The sequence below is a fragment of the Streptomyces sp. NPDC051452 genome, assembly GCF_044454765.1.
In the GTDB taxonomy this organism is placed as follows: Bacteria; Actinomycetota; Actinomycetes; order Streptomycetales; family Streptomycetaceae; genus Streptomyces.
On record NZ_JBITEB010000001.1, the window covers coordinates 908,885 to 924,204 of the forward strand.

General features: G+C 69.5%; 17 protein-coding genes. 10 read left to right on the forward strand and 7 right to left on the reverse strand.

All coding sequences use genetic code 11. From position 1 onward, the window contains the following. Positions 1 to 231: 231 nt before the first annotated feature. The 3 genes from ACIBA9_RS03685 to ACIBA9_RS03695 are packed head-to-tail and all read left to right on the forward strand — an operon-like array spanning position 232 to position 3,206. The gene (locus ACIBA9_RS03685; RefSeq protein WP_393900522.1) at positions 232 to 435 is read left to right on the forward strand and encodes a lasso RiPP family leader peptide-containing protein; all 204 of its coding nucleotides are present in this window, start codon (positions 232 to 234) and stop codon (positions 433 to 435) included. Positions 436 to 453: 18 nt separating this feature from the next. Continuing rightward, positions 454 to 2,337, forward strand: a complete 1,884-nt coding sequence (locus ACIBA9_RS03690; RefSeq protein WP_399360007.1) for an albusnodin/ikarugamycin family macrolactam cyclase — start codon at positions 454 to 456, stop codon at positions 2,335 to 2,337. Next, positions 2,334 to 3,206: a lasso peptide biosynthesis B2 protein gene (locus ACIBA9_RS03695; RefSeq protein WP_399359682.1), complete on the forward strand. Its 873-nt coding sequence runs from the start codon at positions 2,334 to 2,336 to the stop codon at positions 3,204 to 3,206. The genes ACIBA9_RS03690 and ACIBA9_RS03695 overlap by 4 nt, the downstream gene beginning before the upstream one ends. Positions 3,207 to 3,447: 241 nt before the next feature. Here the strand turns inward: ACIBA9_RS03695 and ACIBA9_RS03700 are convergent, their stop codons facing one another. Beyond that, entirely contained in the window at positions 3,448 to 3,606 is a 159-nt protein-coding gene (locus tag ACIBA9_RS03700) for a hypothetical protein (RefSeq protein ID WP_399359683.1), read from the reverse strand. 673 nt (positions 3,607 to 4,279) lie between these two features. On the opposite strand from ACIBA9_RS03700, the gene ACIBA9_RS03705 reads away from it, so the two are divergent. The 3 genes from ACIBA9_RS03705 to ACIBA9_RS03715 all read left to right on the forward strand — a co-directional run bounded on the left by ACIBA9_RS03705 (position 4,280) and on the right by ACIBA9_RS03715 (position 6,747). Further along, a complete protein-coding gene (locus ACIBA9_RS03705) occupies positions 4,280 to 5,128 on the forward strand; it encodes an aldo/keto reductase (protein ID WP_399359684.1) in 849 nt (282 codons plus the stop codon). Positions 5,129 to 5,216: 88 nt separating this feature from the next. Next, complete coding sequence (locus ACIBA9_RS03710; protein WP_393900526.1) at positions 5,217 to 5,501, forward strand: hypothetical protein; 285 nt, start codon at positions 5,217 to 5,219, stop codon at positions 5,499 to 5,501. Between the two features lie 211 nt (positions 5,502 to 5,712). Further along, positions 5,713 to 6,747 (forward strand): zinc-dependent alcohol dehydrogenase family protein, encoded by a 1,035-nt coding sequence (locus ACIBA9_RS03715; RefSeq protein ID WP_399359685.1) that lies wholly within the window; start codon positions 5,713 to 5,715, stop codon positions 6,745 to 6,747. Here the strand turns inward: ACIBA9_RS03715 and ACIBA9_RS03720 are convergent. The 3 genes from ACIBA9_RS03720 to ACIBA9_RS03730 form a co-directional block, all read right to left on the reverse strand. Beyond that, entirely contained in the window at positions 6,737 to 7,198 is a 462-nt protein-coding gene (locus tag ACIBA9_RS03720; RefSeq protein WP_399359686.1) for a carboxymuconolactone decarboxylase family protein, read from the reverse strand. The genes ACIBA9_RS03715 and ACIBA9_RS03720 overlap by 11 nt on opposite strands. A 179-nt stretch (positions 7,199 to 7,377) precedes the next feature. Continuing rightward, entirely contained in the window at positions 7,378 to 8,676 is a 1,299-nt protein-coding gene (locus tag ACIBA9_RS03725; protein WP_399359687.1) for a phosphatase PAP2 family protein, read from the reverse strand. Positions 8,677 to 9,053: 377 nt separating this feature from the next. Further along, positions 9,054 to 9,476, reverse strand: coding sequence for an ATP-binding protein (locus ACIBA9_RS03730; RefSeq protein ID WP_399359688.1), 423 nt, complete (start codon positions 9,474 to 9,476; stop codon positions 9,054 to 9,056). A gap of 327 nt (positions 9,477 to 9,803) precedes the next feature. On the opposite strand from ACIBA9_RS03730, the gene ACIBA9_RS03735 reads away from it, so the two are divergent. Further along, a complete protein-coding gene (locus ACIBA9_RS03735; RefSeq protein WP_399359689.1) occupies positions 9,804 to 10,163 on the forward strand; it encodes an STAS domain-containing protein in 360 nt (119 codons plus the stop codon). Between the two features lie 136 nt (positions 10,164 to 10,299). Further along, positions 10,300 to 10,641 carry an ANTAR domain-containing protein gene (locus tag ACIBA9_RS03740; RefSeq protein WP_399359690.1) on the forward strand — a complete coding sequence of 114 codons (342 nt, stop codon included), beginning with the start codon at positions 10,300 to 10,302 and terminating at the stop codon, positions 10,639 to 10,641. Between the two features lie 165 nt (positions 10,642 to 10,806). Here the strand turns inward: ACIBA9_RS03740 and ACIBA9_RS03745 are convergent, their stop codons facing one another. Then, a complete protein-coding gene (locus ACIBA9_RS03745) occupies positions 10,807 to 11,577 on the reverse strand; it encodes a TetR/AcrR family transcriptional regulator (protein WP_399359691.1) in 771 nt (256 codons plus the stop codon). 101 nt (positions 11,578 to 11,678) lie between these two features. Between ACIBA9_RS03745 and ACIBA9_RS03750 the strand changes: the two genes are divergently transcribed. Both ACIBA9_RS03750 and ACIBA9_RS03755 read left to right on the forward strand, forming a co-directional pair. Beyond that, entirely contained in the window at positions 11,679 to 12,065 is a 387-nt protein-coding gene (locus tag ACIBA9_RS03750) for a VOC family protein (RefSeq protein ID WP_399359692.1), read from the forward strand. A gap of 122 nt (positions 12,066 to 12,187) precedes the next feature. Next, positions 12,188 to 12,592, forward strand: coding sequence for a nuclear transport factor 2 family protein (locus ACIBA9_RS03755; RefSeq protein WP_399359693.1), 405 nt, complete (start codon positions 12,188 to 12,190; stop codon positions 12,590 to 12,592). Between the two features lie 187 nt (positions 12,593 to 12,779). Here the strand turns inward: ACIBA9_RS03755 and ACIBA9_RS03760 are convergent, their stop codons facing one another. Beyond that, positions 12,780 to 13,205, reverse strand: coding sequence for a DUF6003 family protein (locus tag ACIBA9_RS03760; RefSeq protein ID WP_399359694.1), 426 nt, complete (start codon positions 13,203 to 13,205; stop codon positions 12,780 to 12,782). A gap of 135 nt (positions 13,206 to 13,340) precedes the next feature. Then, positions 13,341 to 14,534 carry a phosphatidylserine/phosphatidylglycerophosphate/cardiolipin synthase family protein gene (locus ACIBA9_RS03765; RefSeq protein WP_399359695.1) on the reverse strand — a complete coding sequence of 398 codons (1,194 nt, stop codon included), beginning with the start codon at positions 14,532 to 14,534 and terminating at the stop codon, positions 13,341 to 13,343. Positions 14,535 to 15,320 lie beyond the last annotated feature (786 nt).

The following is a 15,320-nucleotide window of genomic DNA, read 5'->3' on the forward strand; positions in this document are numbered from 1 at the left end:
GCGGTGCCGCCACGTAGTCGGTGTCGGGCCGGGCCACGCCGGTCGACAGCCTGTGCGGAATGGGTAAAACCCCTGGCCGGCCACGAATAGCGGCCTTTCCGGATAGCAACTGCGTGAGGGGCGCGCCTGACTACACTGCGGGGGTGCACCGGTGGCCGGAAAGGCCGAGGAGGCCACCGATGTCCCGTTTTTCGATCCGCGGCAGTTGTGCCCTTGACCAGAGGTGGCCCGATGACATACGACGCATTCCCCAAACGCCCGTCCGCGCTCGCGCCGGATGACGGCCAGAGAGCGCATTTCGACGGGTCTCCCGCCCTCGGCGAAGACAACGCCTATGTGCCCCCGACAGTCGTCGATCTCGGACACGTACGCGACGTGACACTGGGCAGTTCCCCTAGCGGCAACGCCGATGCCAACGCGCAGTACTACTGGTAGGGGCCTTTCGTGACCGTCATGTCCACCGCCCCGGTGAGCGCGGGCAAGCTCGCGTTGCGATTGCCGCCCGGCCCGGCAATCGCCGGACTGTGGCCACCCGAGAGCGAGTTGCCGGCCCCCGCGTCCGAAGTGTGGCCGGCCGAGCCTCGACTCTGGTCCTGGGGTGCTTGGTACGACGGTGAACTGCGCACCGTCGCTTGCCCGCAGGCTCGTATCCTCGCAGTGGGCCAGTGTCTGGCCGACCCCGGGCGAATGCGAGCGGACTTGGCGCGCTCGGTGCGCGACGGTGACTGGGAGAGGACCACCAGATGGCCGGGGGCCTACCTGCTGCTGGTGCTGGAGAACGGCGGCCGCCTCACCGCCTACACCGACCTGGCCGGACAGTTCCCGCTCTACTACGCGCGCCATGGCGACCGTACGATCGTCTCCACGCTGGCGACGGCGGTCGCGGCGCTGGCGGGACGACGCGAGGACATCGACGCCCTGGCACTCGCCGCGCACATCGTCTGCCCCGGCGTGCCCGAACTCACCTCGGACCGGACCGCGTTCGCGGCGGTGCGCCGACTGGGTCCCGGGGAGGCACTGCGCATCGACCCCGCCACGAACACCCCCACACGGTGGACCTACGCCTCGCCCGGACCCGACGGTGACATGGACGGCGACGCGAGCTTCGACGAGAGCGCGGGCCTCCTGCGTGCCTCCCTGACCCAGGCCGTCGCGCTGCGCACCCGCGGCGCAAGCCGGATCACCAGCGACTTCAGCGGGGGCATGGACTCCACCTCGCTGGCCTTCCTCACCGCGGACGCGGCCCGCACACCGCTGGACGCCTTCGTCTACCACCATCCGACAGCCCCTGCGGGCGACCTGGAACACGCCCTGCGGTACGCCGCCGACACGACCGCGATCCGCCTCCACGTCACCCGGGGCAGCGACGCGACACTGCCGTACGCCGACCTGAAGGCACGGGGAACGGCAGACCAGCCCGACCCGGCCACCGCGGCCGTCGCCCGGCTCCGACTGCGCCTCGCCGACATCGCGAGCGGGGGATACGGCGTCCATCTGACGGGGGAGGGTGGCGACGCCCTGCTCGGCGCACCGCCCGCACATCTCGGCGAGGTGCCGGGGGCAGGGGGGCCGCGTCGGCTCGCCCAGGACGCGATGGCCTTCGGCAGACTGCGCCGTGTCTCGCCCGCCCGGGTCGCCCACCTCGCGTTGCGGCTGGCCCGCACTCCACTGGACCGGGCGCTACGGGACCTGGCCGCGCAGCTCGAGCGGCCGCTACCGCGCCCGCCTCAGTGGCTGGACGCTATCGCCTGGTGGCCACCCCCTGGTGTGGAGGCCACGTGGCTGACCGCGCGGGCTCGCCGGGACCTCGCCGAGTTGGCCGCGGAACGCGCCGCACACGCGCGCCGTGACGGACCGGGGCCGGGCCCCGGCACTCGCGCGGCGCTGTGCGAACTACGGAACTCCGCAGCCGTGCATCGCCAACTGGCGGACATGGCACGCCCATTCGGAGTGTGGGCACAAGCGCCCTTCCTCGACGGCGACGTCGTACGGGCGTGCATGAGCCTGCCGGTGCCGCGGAAAGCGGATCCGTTCACCGTCAAGCCGCTCCTGCGAGCCGCACTGGCCGGCGCGGTTCCCGACGCGGTGCTGAACCGACGTACCAAGGGGGACTACGCCGCCGAGGGCTACCTCGGCGTCCGCCGAGCCGCGACCGACCTCCGCGCACGCCTCGCCCGGTCCCCGCTGGCCGACCTCGGCGTCGTCGAGCCCACGCGGATCGTCGCCGCACTGGACGGTGCCGTGAACGGCCTGGCCGCTCCCTTCCCGGCTCTCGACCGCCTTCTGGGGACGGATGTGTGGTTGGAGAGATGTCTCGTGAGCGGAGAGGCACGATGAACCGGCTGGAGGTGCCCGGCTACGTCCGGGAGAGTGCCGCGGAACACACCGGGAGCGTATTGCTGGACGCTCGCTCGGGCCGGTGCTTCGCCATGAACCCCATGGCGCGGATCCTGTGGCACGAGTGGCGTCAACACCGGGACTTCGAGGCCGGGGTGAGCGTGCTGGCACGTCGCTTCCCCGAGCACGGCGACGACCGGATCCGTCAGGACGCGCGGCAGCTCGCCGAAGCTCTGGTCAGCCGTGGGCTGCTCGCCACAGTGGCGCCGACCGGCGAACCGCCCGCTCCTTCATACGGCATCCTCGACGACACCCGGATGGATGTGTCGTATCGTGCCGTCGACGCGGCGTGCAGCGGCGTGGACTTGAGGCTCAGCGGCGTGGACATGAGGCTCGGCGGTGTCGACCCGATGCCCGTGCGCGTCGGGGCGGAGGTCACCATGGCGGCGGATCCTGAACCTCGGTCATCCCCAACCGGGCGGCCACCCACCCGACATGACCTCGTCGCCGGACTACTCGGGCTCCTGCTCGCACTGCTGCTCATCCGCCTGCCGTTCCGGACCCTGCTGAGGGTGGTGGACTGGACCGAACACCGTTGGTGCCGGCGGGAGGCGACCGTCGAACACGGCGAGGCGGCCCTGGGCGCCGTACGGCGCGCCGCCGCCCTCTACCCGGGACGCGCCGCCTGCCTGGAAGACTCGCTTGCCTCGCTCATGACGCTGGCGCTGCGCGGACGCCGGGCGGTGTGGTGCATCGGGACGGCCGTCGACCCGTGCCGTTTCCACGCCTGGATCGAGACGCGGGGAATTCCGATCACGGCGCCGGACGAACAGGGCGTCGAGGGCTTCCGCAGAATCCTGTGTGTCTGACGCCTTCATCTGATCCGCCTGACGACATCTGATTTCCACCGGTGACGGAGCAGCCCCTCCGCTTCTTCGATTCGTAAGGATCTCGGCCGCTTCGGGCAGTGCTACCGGGCGGTTCTAAGAATGGATGGGGAACGGGTAGGGCAAGCGCCTTCAATCGTCGCCGGTACTGCGCTAGCCTGGCAAGGCGAGAGGACGGCCGCCGGCCCCGGCAACCGTCCTCCCTGAGGGATCAGCACATCCCTCACATACGCGCGACCAGCGCGTCTATCGGCGTCGTGCCTCCGTACTCCTGCGAGAGCAGGGTCCAGAGCACGAGGACGACGACGATGATGACCATCCGTACGTGTTCCCGGCCCAGGGAAACCGAACAGCGGGTGGTCATCGTCATGTTGACTGCCATGATTTTCTTTACCTCCCTCCTGGAGAGGGTTCCGCGCCTCGCACCGGACTTCCCTGACGACGGCGCCAACTCCTGTCCGTATCTCAGTCTTCTCCGTAACGGGTATGAAATCAATCGTTGTTCGTGGGGCTTATGTGCGCCTTACCCCGGCTTGGATCCGAGGGCTTGTCGAAGCGACGGATTCAAATAAGGCCATTCCGGAGGGGAATGGGACCTGCGGCACGCGAAATCGTAAACGGCACACACCTTTTGGCGTGCCCTCACTACGCATGGGGCGGCGGCGTCGCGTCGGTGCCGCGGTGCGGTGGCCGCCTGGCTCGCTGCTGGTGCCGTCGGGGGAGCCCGGGCGCGTTGCCGGAGTCAAATCGAAGGAGCGGGACCGCCTGGCGTGCGCCCCGGGCCGTGAATGGACCGCGGGGTCGCCCGAGCGTGGCCCGTCCGCCGCTCCCGGGGGCGGGACATCGGGGCACGTGATATCGGTCACACTCTCCACCCGGAGGAGCCGGAGGACGGGGGGAGAGGCTGCTTCCGGGGTGGAGACGGTCGTGGCCGAGGGCTCGGCATGCCGGCCCGCTTACGCGTGGCCTGCGGGGAAACTCATCCGGAGGGAGCCGGGCAGATGCTCGAACGACGACTCCCGACCCAGGCAACCCACCGAGCGCAAGGAGCCCCTATGCGGACCGTCACCCTGAACAACGGGGTCGAGATGCCGATCCTCGGCTTCGGCGTCTACCAGATCCCGCCCGAGCAGACCGAGCAGGCCGTCGCCGACGCCCTCGCCGCCGGATACCGGTCCCTGGACACCGCGGCCGCCTACGGAAACGAGGAGGCCGTGGGCCGCGCGATCAAGAGCAGCGGGCTGGCGCGCGAGGAACTCTTCGTCACGACCAAGCTGTGGATCTCCGACGCCGGCGAGGACAGGGCCCGGCGCGCCTTCGACACCTCCCTGCGCAAGCTAGGCCTGGATTACCTCGACCTGTATCTGATCCACCAGCCGTACGGCGACGTCTACGGCTCCTGGCGTGCCATGGAGGGCCTCCACGGCGAGGGCCTCGTCCGGGCCATCGGAGTCTCCAACTTCCACCCGGACCGACTCGTGGACCTCATCGACCACAACGAGATCACTCCCGCGGTGAACCAGATCGAGACCCACCCGTTCTTCCAGCGCGCCACCGACCAGGAAGTCATGCGTGAGCGCGGGGTCCAGATCGAGTCGTGGGGCCCCTTCGCCGAGGGCCGCAACAACCTCTTCACCGACCCGGTGCTCGGCCGGATCGCCAACGCTCACGGCAAGTCCGTGGCGCAGGTCGTCCTGCGCTGGCTCATCCAGCGCGATGTCGTCGTGATCCCCAAGTCGGTACGCGCCGAGCGCATGGCGGAGAACCTCGACGTCTTCGACTTCGACCTCACCGATGACCAGATGGCGGCCATCGCCACCCTGGACACCGGGGCGTCGCTGTTCTTCGACCACCGCGACCCGGTCATGGCCAGTCGGCTCGGCACCGCCACCCTCGACGACTGACCGAGCCCGCGCGCTCGGCGGTGTCCGGCGGTCAAGGAGGTGAGGGAGCCGAACGTCCACGGACTCGAGTGCTGATAGCTTCGCGCCCGTGATCGTTTATCCGCTGTGGCATGTCGGCCACCAGAACGAGGCCGGCGACGACGGCTCCACCGTCCATGTCGAGGAGAGCGGCGTGTTCTGCGACGAGTCCGACGGCGACGACGTAAAGCTGCTCGGTATCTACTCAACGCTTGAACGGGTTGAAGAGCGTGTACGTCAGGCTCGGCTGCTGCCGGGCTTCCGTGATGAACCGGAGTGCTTCTACTTCGACGCCTGCGAACTCGACGTGGACGGCTGGACCGAGGGCTTCGTTCGAGTTCCGCCGGGCGAGTAGGCCCCCGGGCAGACTCCCAGAATGTCTTCTGCCGCGGAGGTAACCCTCCACTGCACGGCAGACCTCCTGGGTGCGAACCTGGACAGCGGGCCCCGAGACCGCCGGGCTCGAGCGGGCGGACCCCGGCCCCCGGCGACCGCCGCCACCCGAGCCCGCGCGACGAACCGCCCGGAGAACCGAGGTCTCACACCCCACGAGAGCGAGGCATGCGATGCGGGCCACCTATATGTACGAAGCCGGCGACGTACGGGTCCAGGACGCGCCGGACCCGGCGATCGAGCAGCCCACCGACGCGATCGTGCGCATCGTGCGTTCCTGCGTGTGCGGCAGCGATCTGCATCCCTACCACACCATGGCGGCCGCCGACGGGCCCGCGCCCATGGGCCACGAGTTCCTCGGCACGGTCGAGGAACTCGGCTCGGAGGTTTCCGGGCTGCGACGCGGCGACCTGGTCGTGGCGCCGTTCGCGTTCGCCGACAACACCTGCGAGTTCTGCCGCGAGGGCCTGCACACCTCCTGCCCCGACGGTGGCTTCTTCGCGAGCGACGCCGGGGGCGCCCAGGCCGAGGCCATCCGCGTCCCCCAGGCCCAGGGCACGCTGGTCAAGCTCCCGGGGGACGTCGACGACGGGCTGTTGCCCTCCCTGCTCACCCTGGCCGACGTCTACGGCACCGGCTACCACGCCGCCCACCAGGCCCGTGTCAGGCCGGGCGACTCGGTCACCGTCATCGGCGACGGAGCCGTCGGGCTGCTCGCCGTCCTGTCGGCCCGACAACTCGGCGCCGAGCGGATCATCCTCATGGGCCGGCACAAGGACCGCACCGACCTCGGACGCTTCTTCGGGGCCACCGACGTCATCGCCGAACGCGGCGAGGAAGGCATCACGAAGGTCCGCGATCTGACCGGCGGCCACGGCACCCGCGCCGTCCTGGAAGCCGTCGGCCACATGCCCGCCTACGAGATGGCCGTAGGCGCCGTCCGGCCAGGCGGCGTGATCAGCCGCGTCGGCGTCCCCCAGTACGAGGAAGCTCCCGTGGGCTTCGGCAGCCTCTTCGGCCCGAACGTCACCCTCACGGGCGGCCCGGCCCCGGTACGCGCGTACATGGAGGAGCTGCTGCCGGGCGTCCTGGACGGCACGGTGCAGCCGGGCCGCGTCTTCGACCGAACCCTCCCGCTGGAACAGATCCCCGAGGGCTACCGCGCCATGGACCAGCGCGAGGCCCTCAAGGTCCTCGTCACTCCCTGACGGCGAGGCCGGCCGGCTGCCGGGTGATGATGTTCAGCCGGTTCGCCGTGTTCATCAGGCAGATCAGGATCACCAGCGCGGTGAGCTGTTCGTCGTCGTAATGCTTGGCGGCGGTCGCCCACACCTCGTCGCCGACCCCGCCGGCCGCGTCCGCGACCCGGGTCCCCTCCTCCGCCAGCTCCAGCGCGGCACGCTCGGCGTCGCTGAACACCGTGGCCTCCCGCCACGCCGCGACCAGATGCGGCCGCACCGGGCTCTCGGTGGCAGCGAGCTCCCTGGCGTGCATGTCGATGCAGAGGGCGCAGCCGTTGATCTGGCTCACGCGCAGTGCCACCAGCTCTTGAGTCGTGGCCGGCAGTGGGGATTCCTTGAGCGCCTTGCCCACCGCCATGAAGTGCTTGATGGCCTTGCCGGCCGTCGGGCCGGCGAAGTAGTTCAGTCGCGCGTCCATGGGTCTCCTCCGTGGGGCGTCAGTGGCTGTAGCCGTACCCCTGAGACGAGATGACCCGTTCTCCTGTGACATCGCGCGCCGCACACGGGACTCGGCGGTACCTCTGCCTCTGCCTCTGCCCTGCCTCTGTTCTGCCCTTGCCGGCGCACCAGTGGGGAGCGCCGGCGGACGCCGTCGACTCAGACGAGTTCGGGCTGTGGTTCCGGTCGCCACGCCGGCACGGTCTTCGGTTCCCACAGTCTCGTGGTCCGTACATAGCCATGGATCACCGAGAGCATCGCCAGGATGAGAAGAGGCCCGAATACCCAGGGGTGTCCGGCCATCTCCGTCGCCAGATAACGGTAGGAAACCAGGAGCGCGGTGAAGACCGCCACGCCGTGAGCGACGAGTTGGAGCCCCGACCGATCCCAACCGCGTGCGTGTGAGCGCAGAGCCGCCTCGATGGTGAGCGCGAAAACCACACCGGCGATGAGATCCGTGCCGTAGTGGTATCCGAAGCCCAGCGTCGCGCCGAGCGTGGCTATCAGCCAGAACGTTCCCCCGATGCGCAGAGGCCGTGGGGCCCTGCGGGAATGCACGAAAATCGTGGTGGCCCACGCCGTGTGGAGGCTGGGCATGCAGTTGCGTGGGGTGATCAGGTCGAACGGCATGTGCTGCGGCGCGTCGGTCGGTGGCGTGCCCGGCCACAGGTCGGCCACCGCCCAGTGGCCGCCGTCGGTGCCGTAGGCGAAGATCGGGCCGACCACCGGGAAGATCATGTAGAAGGCGGGCCCGAGGAGGCCGATCACCAGGAAGGTGCGCACCAGATGGTGGTCGGGGAAGCGACGCTCGACCGCCACGTGCCGCAACTGGTACAGCGCGACGATCACCGCGGCCACGGCGAGCTGGATGTAGACGTAGTCGAGGACGTGGGCGCCGACCGGGCCGGTGGCCCTGACGATCCTCCCTGCCAGCCACGACGGGTCGCCCAGCGCGTGATCCGCGGTCGCCACGTACTGGTCGAGCACCGCCGGGCGGGTCTTCGACGTGATGAGCAACCAGGTGTCACCGGTCTTCCGGCCGGCCACCAGCAGCAGGGCCAGCCCGACGCCCTTCAGTAGCAGGACCCGTTCCCGGCCCGAGCGACGCGTGAGGGCGATGACCGCATACGCCAGGATCACCCACAGCGCGCCGTTGCCGAACATCATCTTGGCGTCGACCACCCAGCGCACCAGAAAGAAGACGACGTCGATACCGACCGCGGCACCAGCGGCGATCAACCGTTGCCGCCAGGTGAGGACCACCATCATCAACGCCATGCTGGCGTACAGCAGCGGCCCCGACTTGGGGGCGAATATCACCTCGCGCGCTTGATTGGTGATCGGGCCCGGCTGCCCGTAGTGACGCGCGGCGATCTCCAGCAGGATGAGAAACCCAAGGACCACCATGCCCGCCGCGGTCCACAGGATCGCCCGTGGTTGACGCCACGCGGCGAACATCGCTTTACAGTTTGTCCGCGAAAATGTCCGCGATGATGTAGATATCAATTGTTTTGGCCGATTTGCTAGATATTGGTCGAACGCAGTTGTTTACCGCTAAGAATTGGCTTGCAATTCCGGTGGAGGGCGGGTGGCTGGGGTGGTCCTCGTGTGATCGAACATGCTATCGGAGTGGTGCGGGCGGGGTCTGTCGGTCGGGCGGGACGGGGTGGTGGCGGGGTCCGGCGTTCGCCGGGGCCGTGAACCAAGACGTCGGCGCGGCCTCTCCGGTCACACTCGCGAGAGCCGACACACGGCACGGCGGCGAGAATTGACCGGTTCAGCCCCCTAAGCGGCAAAAGTTCCACCGGGGACACGCCCTTTGGTGCCCCTTGGGCTCACGCGACGTCAGTGGCCAAGCGAGGGCCGGGGTCGTCGTCGAGAGGGATGCGCGCGGTGATGCGTTTGCCGACAGGTTCCCGTCGTACGTCGACCGCCTGAGCGACGGCCATCACGATCTCCAGGCCGTGCTGGCCGAGGCGCCCGGGGTCCGCCGCCCTGGGGACGGGGAGAAGGGGATGGCTGTCCCAGACGGCGACCTCGACGGCTGCCGCGAGAACGCGCAGGCGCAGCAGGATGGGTCCGGGTGCGTACTTGCAGGCGTTGGTGACCAGCTCGCTGACGACCAGTTGGGTGAGTTCCACGACGCGCGTGGACACCGCGAGGTGCTCGGCGCGAGCGCGGGCGAGGAAGGCGGCTGCCAGGTGCCGGGCGTCGGCGATGCAGCTCCCGGAGCCTTCCAGCGCCAGGGAGGTCTCCATCGGGCCGGCTCCGGGACCCGGCTCCGGAGTCGTACTCGAACCGGGACCCGGCCCCGACTCCGGTGACCGCCCCAGCGCTGGAAGCGAACCCGGAGCACGAGCCTCGCCTGGAGTCGGCAGGCCGTTCGACTCGCCGTCGCGTGCTCCACTCATCGGCCCGCCTCGCCTTTGCCGCCCGTTCTCCGTCCACGCGTTTCACGGGGCGGGTACCACGCACGCCGGTACGGTACCCGTGGCAGGGCCATCCGGATGACCAGCCCGTACCATCGGGGGGCAGCGGCTCGTGAGAGTTGCTGGTCGAAGCAGTTCGAACCATTGAGGGAACGTGTGACCCACACCCATGAACCAGCAGAGTCGGCACGGCTGACCGTCACCCACGGCATGGTGGGGGAGGTCGATGTCGTGACCGTCTGTGGCGAGATCGACCACGACTGTGCCGGGCAGCTCCTCGAGGCGCTGACGGCCGACACCGCCGACGCCGGCGGCTCCCGCACCGTCGTGGACCTCAGCGGCGTCACCTTCATCGACTCCAGCGGTATCAACGCCCTCATCACCGCGCACCGCACCGCCGAGGGCGGCCTCAGCCTGGCCCGCCCCACCGCGTCCGTGCTGCGCGTGATCGAACTCGTCGGCCTTGACACCGTCATGGGCTGCTACTCCACCCTGGACGAGGCCCTGGCCGCCTGACAACGACTTGGCACCTCGTTGAACTGGCCTTTCTCCTCCGCCGGGCTCGCGTGGCGATATTTTGGTTGCCGTATTTTCCTGTCCAGGGGGCAGAAGACAACCAACTGGTATGGCCTTGGAAAGGGAGCGGCCCGACATGCCGGAGCGTGACGGCCACGAGAGCGAGACCGCCGCACTGCGGGAGCAGATCGAGCAGCTGAAAGAGGCGATCACCTCGCACGCTGTCATCGATCAGGCGATCGGCGTCGTGATCGCTTTCGGTGGCGTGGACGCCGAGACGGCGTGGGAGATCCTCAGGGAGATCTCGCAGCATGCCAACATCAAGCTGCGGGAGGTCGCCGCACAGGTGGTCCAGTGGCCGTGCTCCACCGAACTGCTCCCGGAGATCAGGGCCGCCCTGGACGTCGCCCTGAAGAGCAGGGAGACGCCCCACTCCCTGGTCTCGCGGCCACTCACGGAGAGCCCGGGCAACTTCTGACCGACCGGCTCCGCGTTCAGGCAGGACCCGAACGCGAGCGGGCTGTTGATACGAGGCGCCGTAGCGCGACGTGCACGGGTGGACCCCAGTTGAACTTGCCGGCAGGGCAGGCGATGGACGCGGCGGACGTGAACGCGGACGTCGCCGGACCGGCATGTGAGGTCGCTATCCGGAACGGTCCTCGATGAGCTGGGCGAGGCCGTCCAGGACGCGCCGCAGCCCGAAGTCGAAGGCGTGTTCGGGGTTGTACACCCCCTGGTGAGCCTCACCCGCGGCCTCGCCGACCCGTGCCGCGAGGGGGAACCGGGCAGGATCGAAGACCCTGGCCAGAAGTGGCGCGTTGGCGGCCCACCACTGCGCGTCGGACATGGCGCTGTCGCGGACGGCTGCCTGGGTGTCGAGGTCGGCGCGCGCTACGGACTGGACAAAGCCGAGCAGGAAGGTGAGGGCCGCGTCCATCTCGAGATCGTCGAGCCCGAGGCCGTCGAACGCGGTCAGTTCGTGTTCGTACTTGGCCATGAGCCCGGGACCGAGTGGCGGGCGTGTGGTGGGCAGGGTCGCCACCCAGGGGTGGCGCCTGTACAGATCGCGGTTCTCGCGTGCGACGGCCTCCACCCGTGTACGCCACGGGGCGGCTGTGTGATCGGTGCGCGGCATCTGCAGATAGGCGGCGTCCAGCATGAGGTCGAGCAGCTCTGCCTTGCCCGGGACGTACGTGTAGAGCGTCATCGGCGTGACGCCCAAGCGCTGGGCGACGCTGCGCATGGTCAGGGCCTCCAGCCCACCGGAGTCGGTGAGCTCGATGGCGGCCTGGACGACAGCGTCGACCGTCAAGCCCTGCTTGGGGCCGCGCCGGGGGCCCCCTTGTCCGGGCTCGCGCCACAGCAGTTCCAGGGTGCGGGCCGGGTCGTCCGCACCGCTTCGTTCCTTGGCCATGCGCTCCATTCTTTCCGCAATTCCCTGTCCTCCCGCCCCCTTACTCTGTACGGTGTACACAGTACAACGTACAGAGATCCAGCTCGAGCTCCGGAGAAGCCATGAAGATCACTTCCACCGCCGTCTCCTTGACCGTCGACGACGTCCCCGCCTCCGCCGAATTCCTGACCAGGCACTTCGGTTTCCAGGAAGCCATGGCGGCGGAAGGCTTCGCCTCCCTGGTCCGCGAGGACACCGTCAACGTGATCTTTCTCCAGCGCGGCATCGAGGTCCTGCCCGAGGGCGTCAGGGACCAGCACGCCGCGGGTGTGATCACCGCTTTCACCGTGGCCGACCTGGAGGCCGAGTACGAGCGACTGCAGAGCGAAGGCGTCCCCATCACCATGCCGCTGCGCGAAGAGCCGTGGGGAGAGCGCCTCTTTCAGGTCACCGACCCGAACGGTGTGATCCTCCAGCTCGTCGCCTGGGTCACACCCGACAACCAGTGACGGACTCGCGCTGCCGCCTTTCGACCCGGCCAAAAGGAGGACTTGAAGCCCAGGTCCGCCTGCCCCAGGGCCGGCTGTGGCCCGGAGTGCCTACGCTGACACCGCTACGGAAAGGCGGTGCCATGGACGCTGACTCCCGGACCAGGGCCGCGATCGAGGGGCATTGGCGGGCCTCGGAACGCGGGAAGACCGAAGCCGAGCACGCCATCTACGCCCCGGACGCGATCCTGGACTATCCGCAGTCAGGTGAGCGGTTCCGGGGCCGAGCAGCGATCTCGGCGCAACGCGGCGGTCACCCGGCCGACCGGCACTTCACCATCCAGCGGATCACCGGCCATGGGAATCTGTGGGTGAGCGAATGCGTCATCACCTACGACGGTGTGCCTTCGTACTCGGTGAGCATCATGGAATTCGCCGACCGGCACGTGGTGCACGAGACGCAGTACTTCGCCGACCCGTTTGGCGCGCCGACCTGGCGGGCCGCGCTCGCGGAGCCGATGCCGGGCCGGACCATTGCCGGAACCTGATGCTTGACCTCACTCGGGCGACCAGCTTGTTCTCCCAGCGCATCCGCCAGGCGGCGGAACCAGCGCGGGTGGGCGAACGCGCGCTGCTGGCCGAGCAGGGCGTGGAGGTACGACAGCGGAAGTCGGACGGGCGACTCGGGAGACCGCGAGGCCGCTCGGCGACCTGACCCGTTGTGCGCCGCGCCGCTCATCGACCGGCAGCGGCCGTCACCGTCGTCAGTTCCTCGCCGGTGAGTTCGGCGATGCGGTGCGGTGCGACGCCCGCGGCCAGCGCCCGCGTGAGCAGCTCGGCACGCCCTGCCGTGCAGGTCCGGTAGGCGAGGAGTTCGTTCTCGACCGTGGCGATGGATTCCGGAGCCGTACGGTGACGCAGCCGGCTCAGTTCCTCGTCGTTCAGCGGGACGGGCAGGCGCTCCGCGTGCTCGGGAATGGACTGCGTGGCTTCCGGCGGCACCACCCGCAGATGCGGGGAGGTCGCCGACGTACCTTGGGCGTCCAGCCACGCGCGCACCGCGGTGGTGTCCATGCAGGCCAGTTCGCCGACGGCGGTCGGTGGCACGCCCAGCGGCGCGGCCGGGTCCTCCACGAGAAACAGATAGGCGTCATCGGTCATCAGTGGCTCCTCATGACAGTTCAACGAGTCGACGACCTTGCGGTTACCCCGTCCACCTCGGCGTATCGCCCATGGACCCCATGGACCCCATGGACCCCATGGACCCCATGGCCGGCCGCGAGATCATGAGCGCGGTCACAGGAAGCGTCGTATCGGGGTGACGGCGGCTTCCTTGGCACGCTGAAGTACCGCCCGTCTTCTCCAGCGGGCGAGGTCGATGTCCACGCTGTGCTTCAGGTCCGCTTCGTAGTCCCGGTCCAGCGAGGCGGTGAACGCCTCGTCCAGGACCGCGAGCATGACCTCTTCGTCGTGGTCCATGGACCGGCGGTTGAAGTTGGTGGACCCGATGAGCGCGGCGACCGAGTCCACCGTGATGATCTTGGCGTGCATCATGGTGGGCTGGTACTGACGGATGTGCACGCCTGCCTGAAGCAGACGCGTGTAGTGCTGCTGACCGGCGAGCTGGCAGGCACGCTGGTCGGTGTGGGGGCCGGGCAGCAGGATCTCCACGCGCACTCCGCGGCGGGCGGTTCGGCACAGCAGGTCGACGAAATAGGCGTCGGGGGCGAAGTAGGCGGTGGCCAGGCGGAATCGCTCCTCGGCGGAGGTGAGCATGACCCGGATGAGGGTCTGCATGTCCTGCCAGCCGATGCTGGCGGAGCCGCGCACCACCTGCACGGTCGACGAGCCGGCCTGCTCATGCTCGGTGAACCGGTCGCTGTCGTCGAAGAGCTCGTCGTGGCACTCGGCCCAGTTCTGCGCGAACGCGGCGGCGATACCGTCCACGGCCGGACCGCGCACCTGGACATGGGTGTCGCGCCACTCGCCGGGATTGCGGGCGTCGCCGCACCACTCCTCCGCTATGCCGACACCGCCGGTGAACGCGGTGCCCTCGTCGACGATGAGGGCCTTACGGTGGCAGCGGTGGTTCTGCTTGAACGGCGACAGCCAGACGGGCTTGCGGAACCAGGCCACCTTCACTCCGGCCGAGTCCATGAGGTCCAGCAGTTCCCGCTCGATCTCCTTGGCGCCGAAGCCGTCGAGCAGCAGCCGTACCCGCACCCCCGCGCGGGCGCGCTCGGCGAGAGCGGCGGCGAAGTCGCGGGCGATCTGACCACGCCAGTACACGAACGTCATCATGTCGATCGTGTAGCGCGCCGAGCGGATCGCCCCCAGCATCGCCGGGAAGATCGCGTCCCCGTTGCGCAGGGGTATCAGTTCGTTGCCCTCGGTGGCGGCCACGCCGATCAGCCGCTCCAGACGGCGACGCAGCCGCTGCTTACGGGCTTCCGCGTCGGGAGCGGTCTCGGGCGCGGGGGCGGTCGGCATGCCGTCGAGGATCAAGCTGAACTCCCGTGGGGTCGAGAAGGCGGTCGGTGTGGGCTGCCGGACGAGCCCGAAGGAGCACGTGCCCGGCGGCCACCGCCTCACTCCCCGGATCTGCCTGGCCGACGTCGTCGGGCGGCGGCGCGTTGGCCGGACCAGTATGCCGGTTGGACCGGCGACGACGGTCGGCCCGGCGACGACGGTCGGCCCGGGCCGCGGGCGGATCGGTCATGTGGTTCCGGGTCGTGTCCTCGACGGGGATGCGGTGCGCGTCCTTCGCGCGGCAGCCGGAGGCGGTGTCGCCCTCGGCCTGCCCCGCCAGCCCGTTGTCCGGGCTGAGCGGCCCGAGTCGCATGAGCCCGAACGCGACGGCTTGGCGCGGGACATGTGTGGAGCGCGGGCCGGTCATCGGCGGTGCGATGCCGCGTGCCGAAGGCCGGCCCCGCTGCCCCGCGAGCCGAGCGGTGGGGCCGTTCTCGCGGGCGACACCACCCTGATCGCCGCTTCGCTGCGGGTCGCCCTGCACGGACTGGTGACCCTCGAAGGTCGGCTTCACGCCGTCCTGGGCGGCTGGTCGACTCCCGCCGCGTTCGCCGGACTTCGGCACGCCGACCGCACGCCGCGAGCGGTCCGCCGTAGACGTGACCGGCAGCGGGCCGAGAAGCCGTCCGCGAGCCGATGTCGCCGGGAGTTCGGAGGAAGAGAGGGTGGCCGGCCATCCCGGAGACCGGGACAGCGGCGGCCGGGGCCTTGCCGGACGCCCTCCGCGTCTGGTTGGGTACCGGCGCT